The sequence below is a fragment of the Thermococcus sp. M36 genome, from assembly GCF_012027355.1.
Taxonomy (GTDB): Archaea; Methanobacteriota_B; Thermococci; order Thermococcales; family Thermococcaceae; genus Thermococcus.
Window position 1 is genome coordinate 1 of record NZ_SNUH01000003.1, and the last position, 17,258, is coordinate 17,258.

At 53.5% G+C, this 17,258-nt stretch carries 19 protein-coding genes; 9 read left to right on the top strand and 10 right to left on the bottom strand.

Features of this window, described 5'->3' with window-relative positions; genetic code table 11:
* Positions 1-473: 473 nt before the first annotated feature.
* Together E3E36_RS10575 and trm10 are read left to right on the top strand one after the other, a co-directional pair.
* On the top strand, positions 474-1,223 hold the full coding sequence (locus tag E3E36_RS10575) for a hypothetical protein (RefSeq protein WP_167895417.1): 750 nt from the start codon (positions 474-476) through the stop codon (positions 1,221-1,223).
* A 97-nt stretch (positions 1,224-1,320) separates the two neighbouring features.
* Positions 1,321-2,433 carry a tRNA (guanine(9)-/adenine(9)-N1)-methyltransferase gene (gene trm10 / locus E3E36_RS10580; protein ID WP_167895457.1) on the top strand — a complete coding sequence of 371 codons (1,113 nt, stop codon included), beginning with the start codon at positions 1,321-1,323 and terminating at the stop codon, positions 2,431-2,433.
* Positions 2,434-2,477: 44 nt separating this feature from the next.
* On the opposite strand, the gene E3E36_RS10585 is transcribed toward trm10, so the two are convergent.
* The 9 genes from E3E36_RS10585 to E3E36_RS10625 all read right to left on the bottom strand — a co-directional run bounded on the left by E3E36_RS10585 (position 2,478) and on the right by E3E36_RS10625 (position 12,723).
* Positions 2,478-5,132: a valine--tRNA ligase gene (locus E3E36_RS10585; protein WP_167895458.1), complete on the bottom strand. Its 2,655-nt coding sequence runs from the start codon at positions 5,130-5,132 to the stop codon at positions 2,478-2,480.
* A 204-nt stretch (positions 5,133-5,336) separates the two neighbouring features.
* Complete coding sequence (locus E3E36_RS10590; RefSeq protein WP_167895418.1) at positions 5,337-6,677, bottom strand: bifunctional hydroxymethylpyrimidine kinase/phosphomethylpyrimidine kinase; 1,341 nt, start codon at positions 6,675-6,677, stop codon at positions 5,337-5,339.
* Positions 6,674-7,159: an energy coupling factor transporter S component ThiW gene (gene thiW / locus E3E36_RS10595; protein ID WP_167895419.1), complete on the bottom strand. Its 486-nt coding sequence runs from the start codon at positions 7,157-7,159 to the stop codon at positions 6,674-6,676. Before thiW ends, E3E36_RS10590 begins: the two co-directional genes overlap by 4 nt.
* Positions 7,156-7,971, bottom strand: coding sequence for a hydroxyethylthiazole kinase (gene thiM / locus E3E36_RS10600; protein WP_167895420.1), 816 nt, complete (start codon positions 7,969-7,971; stop codon positions 7,156-7,158). Before thiM ends, thiW begins: the two co-directional genes overlap by 4 nt.
* Positions 7,972-7,976: 5 nt before the next feature.
* On the bottom strand, positions 7,977-9,254 hold the full coding sequence (gene cytX, locus E3E36_RS10605; protein WP_167895421.1) for a putative hydroxymethylpyrimidine transporter CytX: 1,278 nt from the start codon (positions 9,252-9,254) through the stop codon (positions 7,977-7,979).
* A gap of 113 nt (positions 9,255-9,367) precedes the next feature.
* Positions 9,368-10,117, bottom strand: coding sequence for a class I SAM-dependent methyltransferase (locus tag E3E36_RS10610; protein ID WP_167895422.1), 750 nt, complete (start codon positions 10,115-10,117; stop codon positions 9,368-9,370).
* Positions 10,118-10,148: 31 nt separating this feature from the next.
* Complete coding sequence (locus E3E36_RS10615) at positions 10,149-11,120, bottom strand: aminotransferase class I/II-fold pyridoxal phosphate-dependent enzyme (protein ID WP_167895423.1); 972 nt, start codon at positions 11,118-11,120, stop codon at positions 10,149-10,151.
* Entirely contained in the window at positions 11,105-11,989 is an 885-nt protein-coding gene (gene cbiB, locus E3E36_RS10620; protein ID WP_167895424.1) for an adenosylcobinamide-phosphate synthase CbiB, read from the bottom strand. The genes E3E36_RS10615 and cbiB overlap by 16 nt, the downstream gene beginning before the upstream one ends.
* The gene (locus E3E36_RS10625) at positions 11,977-12,723 is read right to left on the bottom strand and encodes a uracil-DNA glycosylase family protein (RefSeq protein WP_167895425.1); all 747 of its coding nucleotides are present in this window, start codon (positions 12,721-12,723) and stop codon (positions 11,977-11,979) included. Before E3E36_RS10625 ends, cbiB begins: the two co-directional genes overlap by 13 nt.
* Positions 12,724-12,765: 42 nt before the next feature.
* On the opposite strand from E3E36_RS10625, the gene E3E36_RS10630 reads away from it, so the two are divergent.
* Genes E3E36_RS10630 through cobS form a run of 4 tightly spaced genes read left to right on the top strand, consistent with a single transcriptional unit; the run spans position 12,766 to position 14,764 of the window.
* Positions 12,766-13,014 (top strand): hypothetical protein, encoded by a 249-nt coding sequence (locus E3E36_RS10630; protein WP_167895426.1) that lies wholly within the window; start codon positions 12,766-12,768, stop codon positions 13,012-13,014.
* Positions 13,011-13,652, top strand: a complete 642-nt coding sequence (locus E3E36_RS10635; RefSeq protein WP_167895427.1) for a diphthine--ammonia ligase family protein — start codon at positions 13,011-13,013, stop codon at positions 13,650-13,652. The genes E3E36_RS10630 and E3E36_RS10635 overlap by 4 nt, the downstream gene beginning before the upstream one ends.
* Entirely contained in the window at positions 13,649-14,059 is a 411-nt protein-coding gene (cobZ, locus tag E3E36_RS10640) for an alpha-ribazole phosphatase CobZ (protein ID WP_167895428.1), read from the top strand. The genes E3E36_RS10635 and cobZ overlap by 4 nt, the downstream gene beginning before the upstream one ends.
* Positions 14,060-14,062: 3 nt before the next feature.
* A complete protein-coding gene (cobS, locus tag E3E36_RS10645; protein WP_167895429.1) occupies positions 14,063-14,764 on the top strand; it encodes an adenosylcobinamide-GDP ribazoletransferase in 702 nt (233 codons plus the stop codon).
* On the opposite strand, the gene E3E36_RS10650 is transcribed toward cobS, so the two are convergent.
* Positions 14,749-15,723 (bottom strand): MJ1477/TM1410 family putative glycoside hydrolase, encoded by a 975-nt coding sequence (locus E3E36_RS10650; protein ID WP_167895430.1) that lies wholly within the window; start codon positions 15,721-15,723, stop codon positions 14,749-14,751. The genes cobS and E3E36_RS10650 overlap by 16 nt on opposite strands.
* Positions 15,724-15,772: 49 nt before the next feature.
* Between E3E36_RS10650 and E3E36_RS10655 the strand changes: the two genes are divergently transcribed.
* From E3E36_RS10655 to E3E36_RS10665, 3 genes are all read left to right on the top strand, one after another.
* Positions 15,773-16,327, top strand: a complete 555-nt coding sequence (locus tag E3E36_RS10655) for an NTP transferase domain-containing protein (RefSeq protein WP_167895431.1) — start codon at positions 15,773-15,775, stop codon at positions 16,325-16,327.
* A complete protein-coding gene (locus E3E36_RS10660) occupies positions 16,324-16,536 on the top strand; it encodes a hypothetical protein (protein WP_167895432.1) in 213 nt (70 codons plus the stop codon). Before E3E36_RS10655 ends, E3E36_RS10660 begins: the two co-directional genes overlap by 4 nt.
* A 158-nt stretch (positions 16,537-16,694) precedes the next feature.
* Positions 16,695-17,132, top strand: a complete 438-nt coding sequence (locus E3E36_RS10665; protein WP_167895433.1) for a hypothetical protein — start codon at positions 16,695-16,697, stop codon at positions 17,130-17,132.
* Positions 17,133-17,258: the final 126 nt, after the last annotated feature.

The following is a 17,258-nucleotide window of genomic DNA, read 5'->3' on the forward strand; positions in this document are numbered from 1 at the left end:
ACTCTAAGGGAGAGCCATTTCTGGTAAGCCTCTTTGTGAAGAGACCAAAGCGTATTCAGCGGCATTTGGGAGGAGGACTGTAGCTTTCGAGCCCGCGCCCCGGGTTCAAATCCCGGCCGGGGCACCAGAATTCCCCCAAACGCTGTTCTACAAGAAGCTTCACCGTTATAGAAGGCTCATCCCCAAAGAGAGCCCACCTTAACAGGCTGTTAATAAAACGAGACCTGTTATAAGCCATCCTCAAAAGGTTCCACGATACCTAAAGCTGCATGAACTTGAAATACAGTGTACTTCAGGCGTTCTTTCGGCCATCTCTAAACCTTTCACCATTTTTATGAATAATTTTTACATTCTCCTTTCGCATATCGAGAGATTTTTGTGATTTTAAAAATTTCTCAATAAATTGCAGGATATTATTAAAGAAATGCCCAAAATTTTTTTAACACCTAGAGAGAACTCCCAATGGTGATATCATGATAGGCGTTGTCAAAACTGGAATAGAAGAGATTGACTCTGCTTTAGGTGGGGGAATAGTCGATATGGGGAACCTCCTGATATCTTACGACAGAAGATCCTTGGGGTGGATACTTGGACTGAAGATCTTCAAGAGCATGATTGATCAAGGAGCAATTGGAGTTATACTGAATACAACTCTGCCAATTTCAAAACTTATACTGAGAACCAGATGTGTTGGACTTGATATCGAAAAAGAAGCAAAAGCGGGAAGGCTTTACATAATTGACCTCTTTGGTTCCAAGTACGGAATACCTGATAACCGACCATATGTTGTTCAGATACAAAACTGGAGCGACGACACTGGAATTCCAAAATTACTCAAGATATACAGCACGATAGCATCAAAAATCCCTAAGAACTCGATAATAGTTGGTCTTGCTGCAAATTTGGAAGGACTTTATCACGAATTCGGAAAACAGACCATGGACAGCCTAATAAGGGCATCACTTGCAAGCTTTGAAAAGGAGATAATAAGGGAAAACAAGTTCAATATTGTCACAGTCTCTCTCCTGAACAGAGATGCCGTTCCTGATTATGTAACGGCATGGCTCTATAGTCTTAGCGACCAAATCATAGAGTTTATCTCCAGCACTAATAACTCTGGCCTCGAGGAGACGATACTTGTGCCCAAGTCTCTCGTTCCTGAGTTCAAACCGAGACACTACACTATAAAACTCTCAGAGGAACACAGAATCCAGATCTTTTGATGCTTTATTGTTTTTGAATACAGTTTTCTCTTTGTTCTTTAACCTCAACCAGATGGAAAGGCTTTTAACTCCTCACCCGTTTCCCCGCCCGATGGCCATGAAGACGCTCGCCCAGGTTTTCAGGGAAGTTCTGCAGGAGAAGGGTATAGATAGCTTCGGCGTGCTTTCAAAGCGCTACCGCAAGTCAAAGAATAAGCTCCAGGATGTGGCAGTGGACGTCCTTAACGGAAAGGGGGTCATAGCAGAAGTTCCAGAGCCAACGGCAGTTGCGTGGGATTTAAACGGGAGCCGCGTTAAGGGTTCGCGCTACGCCTACGTGCCGGGCTGCATGGCAGAAAAGTTCAAGGTTCTAATCAGGGCTGAAGACCTGAAGGCCCGCATTCCGGAGTGGCCCTACTTCATAATTGACCTAATGCACTGGGACAAGCACACCCAGAAGGAAAAGGGCAAGATATGCCTCCAGGTGGCTCAGAGCTACGGCCTGCTGAGGGATTACTTCACGGGAAAAGAGCTGGCAGTAACCTGGGCGAACGATGAGTTCAAATCCATGTTCCACGGCCCGATTGAGAGGATAACGACATACGAAGGATCTACCGCCAACTTCCTGAAAGAAGAGGGCATCGATGAGGTCGTACTCCTCGACCCCTGGGCGGAGGAAGTTCTGGGAGAGGAGGACTTCGACGTTAAGGCCTTCATAATCGGGGGGATCGTCGACACCGGCGGTACAAAGAAGAAGACCACGCCAAAAATCGGTGAGGAGCTTGAGAACGCCGGTATTAAGGTCCTCAGGAGAAAAATAGTCCTTAGGGGCGATGTAGTCGGTGTCCCGGACAGGATAAACAGGATCCTCGGCATAATCCTCAAAATGATGGCTGAGGGTAAGTCGATGGACGAGGCCGTTTACGAGATGCAGGAGCCGCTTCACGCACGCTGGCGCCTCAGAAAGGAGCTTCCAAAGCATGCAACGCGCTATATGATTAACGGGAAAGTTTACCGCGTTGTCGAGAAGGAGCTGTTTGACGAGTACTCCAAGTGGCTCAAGATACGCTGGGAGGACTTCGTGAAGGTTCTGCGCGAGTTAAATCTCGTCGCGCTCGAGAGGAAGCGGATGCACCACCTCAACAAGATTTCCAACCCGAGAATAATCAACGGCAAGCTTTACAGGGTCATACTCCTAAAGAAGGCCGCGATGCTGTGCTACAACTGCTGAGTGTTCCTCTTTCCCGTTCTCTGACAAATTAGAGAAAGAAAAGTTCAGAAGAACAGAATCACGGCATCTCCAACGACTGCCGTTTCCACCTCTTCGCCCTCGCTGAAAACCGCCTTCCTCAGCACGATGTCGTCCTTGTTGAGCTCGACCTTCTGTCCTTCAACCTCGAACTCGACCTTTCCACTCTCCTTGAGGCCCCTGGCAACTTCCTCGGCGTTCTCCTTGAGGTAGGCGGTAATCTTGGGCACGAGCTTTCCATAGCGCGGCCCTACTGTTCTGAAGTTGGGCTTTATCTCGATGATGCGCTCCTCGAGCTCTGGCTCACCCTTGATTATCTCAAGCCTCTCAATGTTCATGGTTCCGGCGATGTCCTTTTCGATGGCCTTCAGCATCTCGTAGGAGTCGGTAGCGTAGATCGCCACGTGCTTGAGCTTGGCGTTTAACGCCAAGCCGTGGGAGTTCTTGTAGCGCCTCATGACACCGACTATCTCCCTGGCCAGATCTCCGAGCTTCTCGGCATTCTCGTCAATCCTGCCTTCGTCGTACTTCGGCCACTCGAGGAGGTGGACGCTCTTCGCTCCGATGCGCTCTTTGAAGAGGTTCTGGTAGAGCTCCTCCGTGATGTGCGGCGCAAACGGAGCGAGCAGGAGCATGATGTTGTAGAGCAGTTCGTAGAGGGCAGCCTTTGCCTTCAGCTTGCTCTCCTCGTCGTCGCCGTAGAGGCGGTACTTGATCATCTCGATGTAGTCGTCAGCGACCTCGTGCCAGACGAAGGTTATCAGCTCCCTCGTGAGCAGGTTGAAGCGGTACTTCTCCATTTCCTCCGTGGCGAACTTGATGATCCTGTGGAGTCTCGACAGTATCCACCTGTCAATCGGCTCCAGCTCGATTCCTTTTGCTGCCTCTGGGTCAAAGCCTTCAAGGTGCCTCTCAGCGAAGCGGTAGATGTTCCAGACCTTCTGGAGGAAGCGGTAGTTGTAATCGACGGTCTCCCACTTGAACGGATGGTCTTCTCCGGGCGGCGCTAAGGCAGTCCAGAGTCTCAGGGCGTCGGCGCCGTACTTTGGAATCACCTCGTCCGGTGCAACGACGTTACCGTAGCTCTTACTCATCTTCCTTCCGTCTGGACCAGCCACCATTCCGTTGATGAGGATGTCGTCCCAGGGCTTTTCCCCGGTGAGCACGTAGGTCCTGAATATTGTGTAGAAGGCCCACGTCCTGATGATGTCGGTTCCCTGCGGCCTCAGAGCCGTCGGGAAGTTGTGCTTGAACCACTTCTCGTCCTTGCCCCACTTGGTGATGATGAGCGGCGTAATGCTTGAATCCACCCAACAGTCAAGGACGTCAGTTACTGGCTCAAGCTCGGCACCGCAGACTGGACACTTCTCAACGGGCGGCTTGTCAAAGCGCGGGTCAACGGGCAGGTCTTCCTCTCTGGCAGGAACTACGTGGCCGTTCTTACAGACCCAGAACGGGATTGGGGTTCCAAAGACGCGCTGCCTGCTTATAACCCAGTCCCAGTCCATTGACTCGGCCCAGTCCTTGAGGCGGAGGAACATATCGCTCGGATACCAGTTGATTTTCTCTGCCACTTTCACAATCTCGTCCGTGAAGTCCTTCACCTTTATGAACCACTGCTTCTTCGGCAGGAGCTCGATTGGGGCCATACAGGAGCTTCTCTCGGTGTGCCTCAGGACGCGGTGGGTTATCTTCTCCTTCTTGTAGAGAAGGCCCATCTTCTCAAGGTCTTCGGCAATGGCCTTCCTTGCCTCCTCGGTCTTCATGCCCGCGTACTTGCCGGCGTTTTCGTTCATGGTGCCGTCCTCGTTGATGGCTATGATGACCGGCAGGTTGTAGCGCTTCTGCCACACGACGTCCTGCTCATCGCCGTAGGTACAGTTGTAAACGGCACCGGTTCCAAAGGTCGGGTCAACGTCCTCGTCGGCTATAACCGGCACTTCCCTCTCGAATATCGGGAGCTTCACCTTCTTGCCGACAACGTCCTTATACCTCTCATCGTCAGGGTGGACAAATACCGCAACACAGGCCGGCATAAGCTCCGGTCTGGTAGTGGCTATCGGGACGTAACCGGAGCCGTCAGCAAGCGGGAGCTTTATGTAGTAGAGGAAGCCATCTTCCTCAACATAACCTACCTCGGCCTTGGCAAGGCTCGTCCTACATCTAGGACACCAGTAAACGGGGTGCTCGTCGCGGTAGAGCATTCCCTTCTTGTAGAACTCCAAGAGGGACTTCTGGACCGTTGCCTTGTACCAGTCGTCCATTGTGTGGTACTCCAGATCCCAGTCGGCGGAATAGCCTATCCTTATGAACTGGTTGCGCATGGCCTCTATGGCCTGCCAGGTCCACTCAACACACTTCTGAAGGAACTTCTCTGGCTGATCCTTGCTGATTCCGAACTCCTTCTCCACCTTCAGCTCGGTCGGAAGGCCGTGGTTGTCGAAGCCCTGTGGGAAGAGCACGTTGTAGCCGGTCATTCTCTTGTAACGGGCCACTATGTCAATCCAGGTGTGGCTGAGCACATGACCAAGGTGAAGGGTTCCGCTCGTGAACGGCGGGGGCGTGTCAATTGCGTAGCTTGGTCTCTTCTCGTCGAGCTCGTATTTGTAGATTTTTTCATCCAGCCAGAACTTCTGCCACTTGGGCTCAATCTCATTGGGGTCGTAGGTTTTAGGGAGCATGGGCATCACCTTTTCGGTTTTTTGAAGATGGGATACCCTCAGAAGGGCAGCTTAAAAATCTTAGCCGGGGTGGTGCCAGAATTAAGGCTAACCCAGAAGGACGAAACGACTGGAACTCAGGGGTTGAAATCAGGGTTACGGTGGACGATAGGCACCACCAAGGAATAAGAACACACACGCTCTTTAAAAAAGTTTTGGAGGGAGTCACCCAAGGAGGAGTCTGAGCTTTCTTATGACGTCCCCTGGGTTCTCCCCAAAGAGGAGCACCATCGATTCCTTGCCCCAGTCCCCGAGGTGATAGACGATGTCCGGTCTTTCGCCCAGCCTTTTAACTGCCATCTCAATGCCCCACGGAATCGTGGCGCCCTCACGGCGTTTAATCTCCTCCGGCTCCTCCCGCCTGTCATAGAAAGAGACCCTCAGGCCGGCTCTTTTTGCCCTCTCAATGAGCCACTCATCGTACCTCAGGTTCAGGGCACTCCTAACCTCGGGATAAAACCCCATCATGGTCAGAACCGCCCTGGCAAGATGATCACTGGCACCGAACTCAACTGGCCCAACCGGCTTTACCGTCTCTCCGAACTTCACTATCCTTCCCTTTACCCCTGCGACGTCCGCCTTGCCCCTGGCGTATATCCCTGGAAGGGCGTAGACGAAGTTCATCCCGACCTCAGGGACGTACTGCTGGAGCCCTTCAACCTTCAGCAGTTCCCCCAGTGCGCCGTTGAGCGCCTCGTAAGTCCTCCACCTCTCTGCGGGGATCTCTATCCAGGCGTTCTGGTTAACAGGGCAGTGTCCGTGGCCTATTCTCAGCCCGTAGTAGATGCCCGCCGTTACGAACTCTTTGGCCACTTTTACCGTCTCCTCCAGACCTTCCCCCTTGGCAAGGTTTGCCGCTATAGCCGCCGAGAAGGAGCAGCCGGTTCCGTGGGTGCAGCCATCAACGAAGGGCTTCCGGTATTCTCTGAAACTCCCGCGGTAGTACAGGACGTCAACGGCCTCACTCGTCCCGAGATGACCTCCTTTAACTATCACCGCCTCGGCGCCCAGCTCTTCCACTATAAACTTGGCCGCCTTCCTGGCGTCCTCGATGCTTTCAATCTTCATCCCGCTCAGCTTCTCCGCCTCCGGCCTGTTGGGGGTCACTACCTTGGCAAAGGGTATTATCTTCTCTTTTAGGGCTTCCACAGCATCCTCCCTGAGCAGGGGCGCTCCACTCTTGGCTATCATTACAGGGTCAACCACAAGGGGGAACTCGTACTTCCTGACCGTCTTCGCGACGGCCTTTATGATGTCCGCGTTGCTCAGCATCCCGGTCTTTGCCGCATCAACGCCGATGTCCTCTGCAACGGCCTCTATCTGCTTCGCAACGACTTCGGGGGAGATGTCGTAGATTGCCCTGACCTCCTGGGTGTTCTGGGCGGTGACGCTCGTTATTGCGACCAGCCCGTGGACGCCGAAGGCAGCGAAGGTTTTAAGGTCGGCCTCTATCCCGGCTCCTCCCCCGCTGTCGCTGCCGGCTATGGTGAGGGCCTTCCGTATCATTTCACCACCTCCATTCTGCGGAGCGCCTTCAAAACAATGAACCCCAGGCTCGTACCCACAAGGGTGCTGGGAGCAAAAGCGACCCAGAACCAGACGGCAGGCTTCTCAACCCCGATTGCCGGAGCAACGAGGAGTGCACTCAGGGTTCCGCCTATGAACACCGTGCCTAGAGGCTCGGTGAAGGCCGCGACGTCCTTCTTCAGCGCCATGTAAGCCAGCCCAACGACGAAGGCACCGGGGATGCCTCCCGGCAGGGAGAATATTGTCCCAACCCCCAGGGACATCCTCAGCAGGCCTACCGCAAAGGCAACGAAAGAGGCCCACCACGGGCCGAGGAGTATCCCTGTCAGGACGTTTATGAAGTGCTGGAAGGGGGCGACCTTTGTCGGGCCAACAGGGAAGGACATTGTTCCCAGAACCACTCCAAGGGCTATGAAAACGGCCGAATAGGAAATTTTCTGATTGAGGGTCTCGATTTTCATGGAACCACCTCCTCGGATTTAACTGGCTCTACCTTTGCCCTCTCCATCAGCAGGGAACCGTCAATGCGGTACAACCAGTCGTAGAGCTTCATGTGGAAGCTCCCCGGTAGGGGGCTTTCTTCGGCGGCAAGCTCGCCTACAACGCCGAGGACTGCCAGGCCCACAACTCCGGCCTTCAAGGGCTCCTCCACGGCAAGAAACGCCCCTATTATTGCCGTTGAGATGCATCCCGCACCTGTTATCCTTCCGAAAAGGGGCGTCCCATTGGAGACCGCGTACGTCTTTCCGCTGTTGCTCACGTAGTCCACCGGGCCCGTGAGGGCAACGACGGTTCCAAACTTCTCGGCCGCCTTCTCGGAAACCTGCAGTGCATCCTCTGGGCTGTATGATGCAGTATCAACGCCCCTCGTCAGGCCGCTCCTCCCCACGAGAGCAGAAATCTCCCCGAAGTTGCCCCTGACGATGCTGATATCCCCAGTATTGAGGAGCTTGAGGGAAGCCTCCGTCCTGAACTTGGTTGAGCCCGCCCCAACAGGGTCGAGGACGACAGGCTTTCCGAGCTTTCCTGCGATTTTGACGGCTTTCAGCATGGCCCTGAGCCTCTCGCCGTCAAGGGTGCCGATGTTTATGACAAGGGCATCGGCCAGGGCAACCATCTCCTCGAGCTCCTCTTCCGCATGGGCCATCACAGGTGAGGCACCCAGGGCGAGGAGGGCGTTGGCGGTTGAGTTCATGACGACGTAGTTGGTGATATTGTGAACCAGCGGCCTCCTTTCCCTCACCTTCCCCAGAGCCTCGGCGATCCACTCCATCTAAATCACCTCTCCAAAAGGTAGTACAGGGCGCTGACGAGGGTGAAAGTTGGAATACTCGACCCCAGTCTGTAGCCGAGGTCACTCAGGATTGGGACATGCAGGCCGAAGAGCCCCTCCACAGCGAGGGCCATGTAGAAAGCAAAGCCAACCGCCCATACGAGCAGTGCCTTTAGGTTGTAACCGGCAAAGGGGCCGCTCTCGTCGAGCAGCTCCTCCGCTTTGTATTGTCCCCTAATGAGGAAGTAGTCTGTTATCATTATTGCCGTCAGAGAGACGAATGCCCCACCAATCAAAAGCAGGAAGCCCTCATACTCCTCCATCGGGAAGAAGAGTGCCAGCAGGATCCCCAAGGCCCCCACCAAGAGCACCTGCTTCTCAGCGTCGGCCTTCGGTGAGACATTCTTATAGGTTATAGCCGCGGAGTAGACGTCCATGAAGGTAGTGGTGACCGTGGAGAATACCACCACGAGCATCACGGGTATTCCGAGGCCGTAAGCGGCTATGATGGAAATCGGGTCGCTTTCCCCTACGGCTATGTTCGTCAGGGCGCCGACGAAGTAGAAGAGCCCTGAGGAGACGAAGTAGCCGAGGTACGTCCCCCAGAATGCCGCCTTTCTTCCCTTTGCGAACCTGGAGTAGTCTGCTATCAGCGGTGCCCACGAGAGTGGCATCGCTATAACCAGATCCAGGCCCAGCATCAGACCTATCTCTCCGGTTCCGGGCTTTGAGAACAGCTCCCCCAGTGAGAACTTCTCCAGCGTGATGTAAGTCAGCCACAGGCTCAGGAGGAGCAGGAGAAGCGCTGCAACCTTCTCAAGTTTTTCCCAGTTCTTTGGGCCGATGTACGTCCAGAGTGTAACGAGAATTCCGAGGAGGAGAACCCAGAAGGCGTAGTTCTCGAAGCCAAGAACCTTTGAGACCGCGTTCATAGCCCTTGCGCCGACTATGAGCATTATGGCCGTCCAACCTATGAGCTGAAGGTAGTTGAGAACCGAGGGCAGTAACGAGCCCTTGATGCCAAGTGGAGCCCTTGAGAGCACCATCGTTGGCAGCCCCGTTTCCTCGCCCTCTATCGCTATGAGGCCCATGACCGCGTTTCCGAGCAGGTGCCCAAGTACTATAACAGCCAGTGCCGCCCCGAGGCTCAGCGCAGGCGTCAGCAACGCCCCGGCCCAGAACTCGGCTATGCTTATTCCAGCACCGAACCATATGGCCAGCAGGGTTGCGAGGGTAAAAGTTCGCTCTTTCCCTCTTATGGGTTTAATGTCGTACCCCCCCATAGCACCACCGGGGGGTGTTGGCGGCGCAGTTTTATAACTTTTTTGTAGAATTTCAAAACTTGGTTATAAACGCGAAAGGCAAAAAGACCGAAAAATAAACGGTATGGGCACTATCACTTAACCGCCACCAGCCAGTACCTGCTTTCCTTCGGCCTCAGCTCACGCCGCAGGTTGCCGTAGATTCTGACCTTCGGGAAGTATTCGCCGGCGAGAAGCCTAATCTCCCTCGGCGTGTATATGTTGAGCTCGTCGTCCACAAAGACGGCCTTAACGTTCCCGTCGGGTTTGATTATCTGGACGAGCCTCTTGAAGTGGAGCTTCTGGAAGGCCGGCTCGACCTCTCGCCAGTCGGTTATGACTAGCCTCTCATCTCCTTTCATCTCGTCCCAGACTATCGGGCCGTCCCTCCCGCCGTAGTGCCATGCTGGGAAGTCGGCTATAAAGACCCCTCCTGGCCGGAGAGCTCTTTTCACTGAATTAAATAATTGTTGAATTGCAGAATCATCGAAATACATAATCGAGGAGAAGAACATGGTCACCGCGTCGAACTCCTCCTCAAAGGTTATTTCGATGGCGTCACCCTGGATGAACTCAACGTTCAGGCCTTCCTTCTTCGCTTTCCTCCTTGCAACGGCCAGCATCTCCTCGTGGAGGTCTAAACCGACAACCTCGTACCCCCTCCTTGCGAGCTCAAGGGTCGGAATTCCGGTGCCGCAGGCGAGGTCGAGGACTCGCCTTACACTTCTCTCCGCATCTTCCCTGAAGGTTTCTTCCACGAAGTCGATTTCTGCCCCAACCCGTTCTGTCCTCCTCCGGTATATGGCGTCATAGTACTCCGCTAGGAGGGTGTAAAGCTCGTGCATGGCATCACCAAAAATGAAGTGGGCTTCAGATTTAAAACCCTTCTCCCAGCTCCCTGAATGCCTCAATAAGCCTCTCATTCTCCTCCCTCTTCCTCACGCTGAAGCGGACGTACTGAGGCAAACCAAAGCTCGTGCAGTCCCTCACGAGGATTCCCCTCTCCTTCAGCCGTTCGACGGTTCCCCTCGCATCGCCGACATTTTTTATGAAGAAGTTGGCGTCGCTTTTGACGTTCAGGACCTTTTCCATCCGCTCCTTCTCACCCCAGATGAGCGGCATCGTTTTCTTGAGGTGCTCGAAGCCGTCCTCGATGAGGAACTCCAGGAAAGCGTAGCCGAGCGAGCCTATGCTCCAGGGCATGCGGACGCTTTTAAAAGCCTCCTGGAAGCCGATGACGTAGCCCACCCTTATCCCTGGTAGGCCGTAGCTCTTGGTGAAGGTCCTGAGCTTCACGAGGTTTTCCCCTTCAGGACTTTTCGTCCCTTTGACAAAGTCTATGAAAGCCTCGTCAAGTATGAGGAGTGCGCCTTTGTCTTCGACGGCATCGAGAAGAGGCTTGAGCTCCTTTGGCGAGTAGAACTTACCGTCGGGGTTGTTGGGGTTGCAGAAGAAGACTAAGCTTCCCTTTTCAACCAGCTCGGCAAGCCTCTCTGGATCGTTCGATCCTTTGATTACCTCCGTGCCGAAAATCCTCGCTACTCTCTCGTACTCCTCGTAGGTGTGGCGCGGGATTACTACTTTGCGCTTTTCCCTCATCGCGAAGATGCCTATTAGATAGAGCGCCTCAGTGATTCCGGCCGTCACCGTCAGGGGTTCACCCACTAACTCCGAAAGCTCTTCCTCGAGCTTTTCCCAGTACAAGTAACGGCCGCTCAGCTCTTTTGCTCGGTTAAACATATCATCTAGCCATTCCGGGGGATAGGGGTTCAGAGATGCCGAGAAGTCGACCAAACCTTCTTCCCTCGCACCGCCGTGGTGGGCCTTGAAGCTTACGGGTTTGAGCATAGCCACCCCTCCAGGATGAATAGAAGCAGGCATATTAAAACCCACTCCCCCACAACAATCCGATAAATCTCCAGCGCCTGCCTTATATCTTCGAGCATCGGCTCCCGGCCTTCAAAGCGATAAACCCCTTCTTTCTCAAGCCAGACACCGAGGACGGCGCTCATTGCTGCTATGGGCTTGTCGGCGTTTATCTTAAACTTCGCCTTCCTCCAGTATTCGAGAACCTTTCTCGGACTGAGCGGCAGGAAGAGCAGAACGGTAATGCGGGCTGGGATGAAGTTGAGCAAATCGTCGAGACGCGCTGCGAACTTGCCGAAATACTCGTGCCTCTCATCGCGGTAGCCTATCATCGCGTCGAGCGTATTAACGGCTCTGTAAACCAAAGCTCCTGGCAGGCCAAAGAGGAGGTAGTAGAAGAGCGGAGCAACGATGCTGTCTGTGATGTTCTCGGCGAGGCTCTCTATGGCCGCTGAATTGAGATGGGCCCTATCAAGCTTTGAGACGTCCCTGCTGACTATCCAGCCCACGTACTTCCTCTGCTCTTCTATGTTGTCCCTCACCGTGTTCTCCACGTGCTGGGCGAGGCTTTTAATCGCGAAGGAGCTTTTTAGAAGGTAAACGCCCAGAGCAAAACCTAGCCACCCTGGCAGAAGCTCCGGAAGCTTGGAGAGAATGAAGGCGAAGGTGATGACAAAGAGAGAAGCAGAGGTTCCGGCGAGAAAGTCCAAAATCGGGCTTCTCCTTCTGTATATCCCATCAAAGAGGTCGATTAGCCTGCCGAACCAGACGGTGGGATGGACTAAAGCGGGCGGCTCGCCGAGGATTAGATCCCACAGGAGCGCAACCACAAAAGTTACTAAAGCTTCCATTCTCCGAGGGCCTCCTTTACCTGGGTGTATTCACTGAGCATCTCCTTGTTGGGTTCCCTCAAGCCCCTGCGCACGTACCAGGCGGGATGTCTTAAGTAGGTTGCATCAAAGCCAAGCCTTTTTAGGGCCTTCTCTGCAGTTCTGCCGATGGCAAAAATGGCTTTTGGCTTCAGAATCTCAAGCTCCCTTTGGAGGAGACTAAGCTCCCGTTCATCGAAGCCCTTAAGCTTATTCCCCGGCGGATTGCATTTCACGACGTTGGTGATGTAGACAAAGTCCGGGTTAATCCCCAGGGAAAAGAGGGCCCTCCTGAGCAGCATTCCCGAGGCGTCGCGATAGAAGCATATTCCAGTTAATCCGCATCCCTTCCTTCCAGGTGCTTCGCCGACCAAAACAACACCCGAACCGACCCAGCCATTGGCGAAGGGCAGACCATCGAAACTCCTAACCTCGAGCTGATAGCTGTAATACTCCTCGTGGCAGAACTTCAGCGGTTCACGGAGAAACTCCCGGTAAAGGGCCTCAAGCTCTCCTGAGACTTTCTCATCCTTCCTATCAACGACAAGGAAGCGCTGCTCCGGATTGTAAATCGTCCTCGCGTAGAGGCCATAAACCTTCTCCTCGAGGTTGAGAAAGTCTCGCCAGTCCCTGAGGAAGAGGGGCTTAGTCTTAAGGTTTCTTGGATTTACATAGACCTTTCCAATCTGCTCCAGCTCGTCAAGCTTCAGCAGCATAAAGGATAAAACATCCAAGGCGTTTATAATTCTGGTGGTGACATGGAGACGAGAAAGTGTCCCTTCTGCGGAGGGACTATGGTGTCGAGTAAAGCTGACTTCCTGGGGCACGCCCAGTACTTCTGGGTCCCGCCCTGGAAGAGCAAACTGACAGGCTTCCTGAAGCCGGGAGTAAAGGGCAGGCCCTGGCTCTGCCTCGACTGCGGCGCAGTTGTGGCGTACGTTGATGAAAAGAAGCTTTCAATCCTCCGCGAAGAGTACGAGCAGACGAAGCTGGAGGGTTCAATTTGAAGGGCATCGCCTTCTTCTCGGGCGGCAAGGACGGACTTTATGCAACTTATTTGGCCCAGAAAAGCGGCATAAGTATCCCGTATTTCCTCGTCTTGAAGACCACCATCGGACTCTCGCCGCACTACGAGAACCTAAGCGAACTGGAAAAGCTCGCCGAGGCTATGGGAAAGGAGCTTCTGATCTTTGACATGGCAAAAGGGAGCGAGGCTTTAGCTGAATTCATCGGTTCGCTCGGCGTTGATTACCTCGTCGCGGGGGATGTGCTGCTCAAAGACCACCTGGAGTGGATCGAACGGCTGGCCGAAGGAGCGGGCGTTAAAGTCTTGGAGCCTCTATGGGGCAGGGACACGCTTGAGCTCGCGGGAGAGATAATCGAAGCGGGATTTGAATACGCGATAATCGCGGTCAACAAGGAGAAGCTCTCTAAGGAATGGCTCGGCTACACCTTCCGCTCGGTTGAGGATTTGGAGCGCTTCCTCGACGCAAACCCCGGCATCGACCCCCTCGGCGAGTTCGCTGAGTTCCACACGGTGGTCTTAAAATGCCCGCTGTTTGAGGGAAGTTTTGAGCTGAAGCCGCAGAAGGTGGATGAGAGCGAGACCTACCGGTGGCTGAAGTTCAGGCTGGTGAGAGAATGAGAGCTGGAGACATCCTTAGAGAACTTGAATCAAAAGGCATAACCCTCGAAAAGATGCTCGACACCGCGATGGAGCTCTATATCGGCGAAAATGCCGGAGACGTTAGAAAACTGCTGGAGGAGACGATGCTGAGGTATCTTAATGATATCAACGTTCAGTCCCTTCTCATGGCGGCGCTCCTCCTTGAGGAGAACTTCGAGGTTGAAAGTGACCCCGTGAACTTAGTCGCCGATGAGCTCATCGGGATAAGCATAGCGGAATACATCGGCGGTAAAATGGCCCTTTTCAACTTCTTCTACTATGACACGAGAAAGCCCGGAATACTGAAGGAGCTACCGCCTTTTTTGGACGACGCAGTAGGCGGCTTCATAGCAGGCTGCATGACGAAGCTCCTTTCGGAGGACTGAGCCATGAGAAACGTCCTGCCATTCCTGACACGGGTGCCAATCAAGGGCGACTTCGAGAAAGCTCATGAGGAGCTCTGGGCCTTTCCACTCGTTGCTTTGGTGAGTTCGGCGCTCCCAACGCTCGTCCTCTACTTAAAACTTCCCCTTTCGAACGTCCTGGCGGTTTTGGCGCTCTACTTCACCATCGGCCTTCTCCACCTTGACGGTCTGGCGGACTTCGCCGACGGAGTTATGGTTAAAGGCGATCGCGAGAGGAAAATAAAGGCAATGAAGGACCTGAACACCGGAATAGCGGGCCTCTTCGCGGTGGTCATGGTTCTGTTCCTCCAGGTCTATTCCCTCCAGCTCGTTCCTTTCTACGCCTTCTTCCTAGCGGAGCTAAACTCAAAGCTCGCCATGCTCCTCGCGCTGGCAACCAGGAAACCGCTCGGCCAGGGGCTTGGGGCCTACTTCATGGAGAGGATGAACAGCGGCCAGCTCCTCGGCGGGCTCATCTTCTACGCCATTCTCCTTGTCCCTGTAAGTGTCTACGAGCAAAATGCCCTGGTCTCGCTCCTCGGTCTGGCCTTCGGAGGTTACACCATCAAAGTTGCCCTCGACAACTTCGGCGGAATAAACGGCGACTGCATAGGAGCAATAGCGGAGATAACGAGGGCTGGGACGCTTTTGGTTGTGGCGTTTTCGGGGGCTTACCTGGGCGGCTGAATCCCCGGAATCACGTCGAGTCTATCGAGTTCCCTGTCCTCAAAGGCCACGTAGGGTATGTAGCCCCTCTCCCTGGCCCTCCTTATGAAGTCGAGGATTCTCGCCATGTCCTCCTGACTCCTCGTCCCGTCATCAACGTAGTCCCCCACGAGAACGACCTTTCCGGCTTTAACCACCCTGTCTAGGAGGGGAACCTTTTCGCCCGTCCAGGGACTCGGCTCAAGGCCGTCGTAAAAGACGTCCTCACTGGCCCAGCCGGAAATCGTCTTCAAAAGTCTGCCGTCATCATATTCAAGGAGTTGCTCACCGTTTTGGGGGATTATCAGGAAATCCTCACCGGCCTTCGAGCGCGTGTAGTTTGCTATTTCGAGTATGAACTCGATCATCTTCCGGGCCGTCCAGTTCTCATCATAGCCATTCTCGCCCCAGTACTCGAACTCGTCAACTTTATCAAGGTAAACCCCTGCAAAGCCTTGCGCAATGATCCTGTCGAAATATTCAAACACTATCTCCTTCCACTCATCATCCCAGTATTTTACCGCATAGCTTCCCTCCCAGTTGGGATTTTCCGGTCCGAGCCAGGCAGGAGGTTTTTCTTTCCACTCATCTTTCCAGTAGAAGCGATAATCTTCGGCCTCACCAATGCTGATGTAAGCTACGGGGATTACCCCAGCTCTCTTAATCATTTCGATTTCCTCCCGCGTGTAGGCCGTCTCATCGCTCCCGTCTCTGGAGTAGTCCATGACGACCAGCTCAAAGCCGCTCTCCGCTATAACTTCCGAGCTTGCGTTCTGGAGCCAATAGGCCCAGCTTTGATGAACGAAGAAGAGCGTTTCAGTCCCCGCCAACTTTCGGGTCGTGCCGGTCAAAGATTTTGAAGAAGTATATGGCGGGACTGAACTCCCCAGGCAACCCGTGGAGAGCAGAATGAAGACAATGAGCACTGCCGCTACTCGCATAAACTTGGGTTGGCAAAACTTCTTTTAACCCTTTTTGGGAGTTTCAACCATGGGGTATCCAGTAATCATCATGGCCGGCGGGCGCTCTACAAGGATGGGTAGGGAGAAGCCCGTCCTCAAGATAGTGGGGAAGCCCATGCTACTCTGGGTTTACGAGGAGACAGAAAAGGCCGGCGACGTCATTGTTGCAGTTTCTAAGAATACACCAGAGACAAAGAATCTGTGCCTCCGAGAGGGTATTGACTTTGTTGAAACGCCAGGAAAAGGCTACGTTGAGGACGTTTTCTTCCTCCTCCGCGAGTTCGGACCTTTCATCAGCGTCTCTTCGGATTTGCCGTTTATCAAGGCGGGCGACGTTCTCTCCATCGCCAAAGCCTTCGACGGGAGGGAGAGCTTGACCGGTGTCTTACCTGTTGAAAAAGTGCCAAAAGACACAAATCTGCTCGTTTACAGGGGTTACGTCATAGTGGGCCTCAACGCAGTCGGCTCTAGCGGAGAGGAGTTCTTTGAGCTGGAAAATCAGCTCCTTGCATTAAACGTAAATACCCCAGGAGAGCTAGAATTGGCGGAGAGAATAGCGAGGCTCGTGAGGCGTTGGCGATGAGACTGGAGGGGGTTAAGGCTCTGATAATGTTCATTGGACTCATGATCGTGGGCGGGCTGTTTTTCTTTGGTTTTCTGCTCTTCGCACTGGTTTTCGTAGCGGTCGTCCTTGTCCTGTTCCTCGGGTTCTATGCTTACCTGAGGCTGAAGCTCTGGTGGAGGAAGAAGCATCCCCCAAAAGTCCTCGAAGGACCCGAAGACTATTTCTGAAGCCAGAATCCTGTGCGGTTGATTACTACTCTCAGCCCGGATCCGGCTTTCCTGGATTCGGATTTCTCAACCCTATGTTTTCAACCTCCAGTTTGAGAAAAACTCTAAATTCAAATTGGAAAGGATCACTGGGATGAAAAATGGGGGGCGGCACTCTGATGCCCACTGTAATAGTGCTTACCCCAATCCTGCTCACGGTGCTGTTTGTATCGGCAATGATAAAGCGCTACCTGGATGAGTACGTCCCGGTCCGAGTCATTATGAGGCATGAGGGCGGAAAAGCTCGGCTGATTATTGAAACAAAGAAAAAACGGGAAGATATTATCGTCAGAAGTTTTGAACCGAAAGACCACCGGGAGGTTCTCAGGTGGAGAATCAACGGGCTCGGATTTGGGAGATATCGTTTGGGCGAATACAAGGGCGACTACGGCAGCGTGCTCTCATATGCGGTTTCAGATACGGGCCTGCTGATAACCGACGCCAGCGGAAAAAGATACTACCTTGCCATTGACAACGTTGGGGAGGTTGCACATGCCTTAGAAGATCCAGCCAAAAAAGAAGCTGTCATAGAAGTGAGGAAAGAAAGGCACCGTTAAAACCCGAGCTCCGAGAGGATATGCCCAACATCGAAGTTCCTCTCAACGATCCCTGTAAACCTCTCTATTTCCTCTTCAATGCTCCACCTTCACATTCACAGGTTCAAGCCCCTTCTCTGCACGAGG

Excerpts from the sequence above, each read along its gene's own strand:
- E3E36_RS10575 (WP_167895417.1), top strand. The coding sequence starts at position 474 with ATGATAGGCGTTGTCAAAACTGGAATAGAAGAGATTGACTCTGCTTTA.
- trm10 (WP_167895457.1), top strand. The coding sequence starts at position 1,321 with ATGAAGACGCTCGCCCAGGTTTTCAGGGAAGTTCTGCAGGAGAAGGGT.
- E3E36_RS10585 (WP_167895458.1), bottom strand. The coding sequence starts at position 5,132 with ATGCTCCCTAAAACCTACGACCCCAATGAGATTGAGCCCAAGTGGCAG.
- E3E36_RS10590 (WP_167895418.1), bottom strand. The coding sequence starts at position 6,677 with ATGATACGGAAGGCCCTCACCATAGCCGGCAGCGACAGCGGGGGAGGA.
- thiW (WP_167895419.1), bottom strand. The coding sequence starts at position 7,159 with ATGAAAATCGAGACCCTCAATCAGAAAATTTCCTATTCGGCCGTTTTC.
- thiM (WP_167895420.1), bottom strand. The coding sequence starts at position 7,971 with ATGGAGTGGATCGCCGAGGCTCTGGGGAAGGTGAGGGAAAGGAGGCCG.
- cytX (WP_167895421.1), bottom strand. The coding sequence starts at position 9,254 with ATGGGGGGGTACGACATTAAACCCATAAGAGGGAAAGAGCGAACTTTT.
- E3E36_RS10610 (WP_167895422.1), bottom strand. The coding sequence starts at position 10,117 with ATGCACGAGCTTTACACCCTCCTAGCGGAGTACTATGACGCCATATAC.
- E3E36_RS10615 (WP_167895423.1), bottom strand. The coding sequence starts at position 11,120 with ATGCTCAAACCCGTAAGCTTCAAGGCCCACCACGGCGGTGCGAGGGAA.
- cbiB (WP_167895424.1), bottom strand. The coding sequence starts at position 11,989 with ATGGAAGCTTTAGTAACTTTTGTGGTTGCGCTCCTGTGGGATCTAATC.
- E3E36_RS10625 (WP_167895425.1), bottom strand. The coding sequence starts at position 12,723 with ATGCTGCTGAAGCTTGACGAGCTGGAGCAGATTGGAAAGGTCTATGTA.
- E3E36_RS10630 (WP_167895426.1), top strand. The coding sequence starts at position 12,766 with ATGGAGACGAGAAAGTGTCCCTTCTGCGGAGGGACTATGGTGTCGAGT.
- cobZ (WP_167895428.1), top strand. The coding sequence starts at position 13,649 with ATGAGAGCTGGAGACATCCTTAGAGAACTTGAATCAAAAGGCATAACC.
- cobS (WP_167895429.1), top strand. The coding sequence starts at position 14,063 with ATGAGAAACGTCCTGCCATTCCTGACACGGGTGCCAATCAAGGGCGAC.
- E3E36_RS10650 (WP_167895430.1), bottom strand. The coding sequence starts at position 15,723 with ATGCGAGTAGCGGCAGTGCTCATTGTCTTCATTCTGCTCTCCACGGGT.
- E3E36_RS10655 (WP_167895431.1), top strand. The coding sequence starts at position 15,773 with ATGGGGTATCCAGTAATCATCATGGCCGGCGGGCGCTCTACAAGGATG.
- E3E36_RS10660 (WP_167895432.1), top strand. The coding sequence starts at position 16,324 with ATGAGACTGGAGGGGGTTAAGGCTCTGATAATGTTCATTGGACTCATG.
- E3E36_RS10665 (WP_167895433.1), top strand. The coding sequence starts at position 16,695 with ATGCCCACTGTAATAGTGCTTACCCCAATCCTGCTCACGGTGCTGTTT.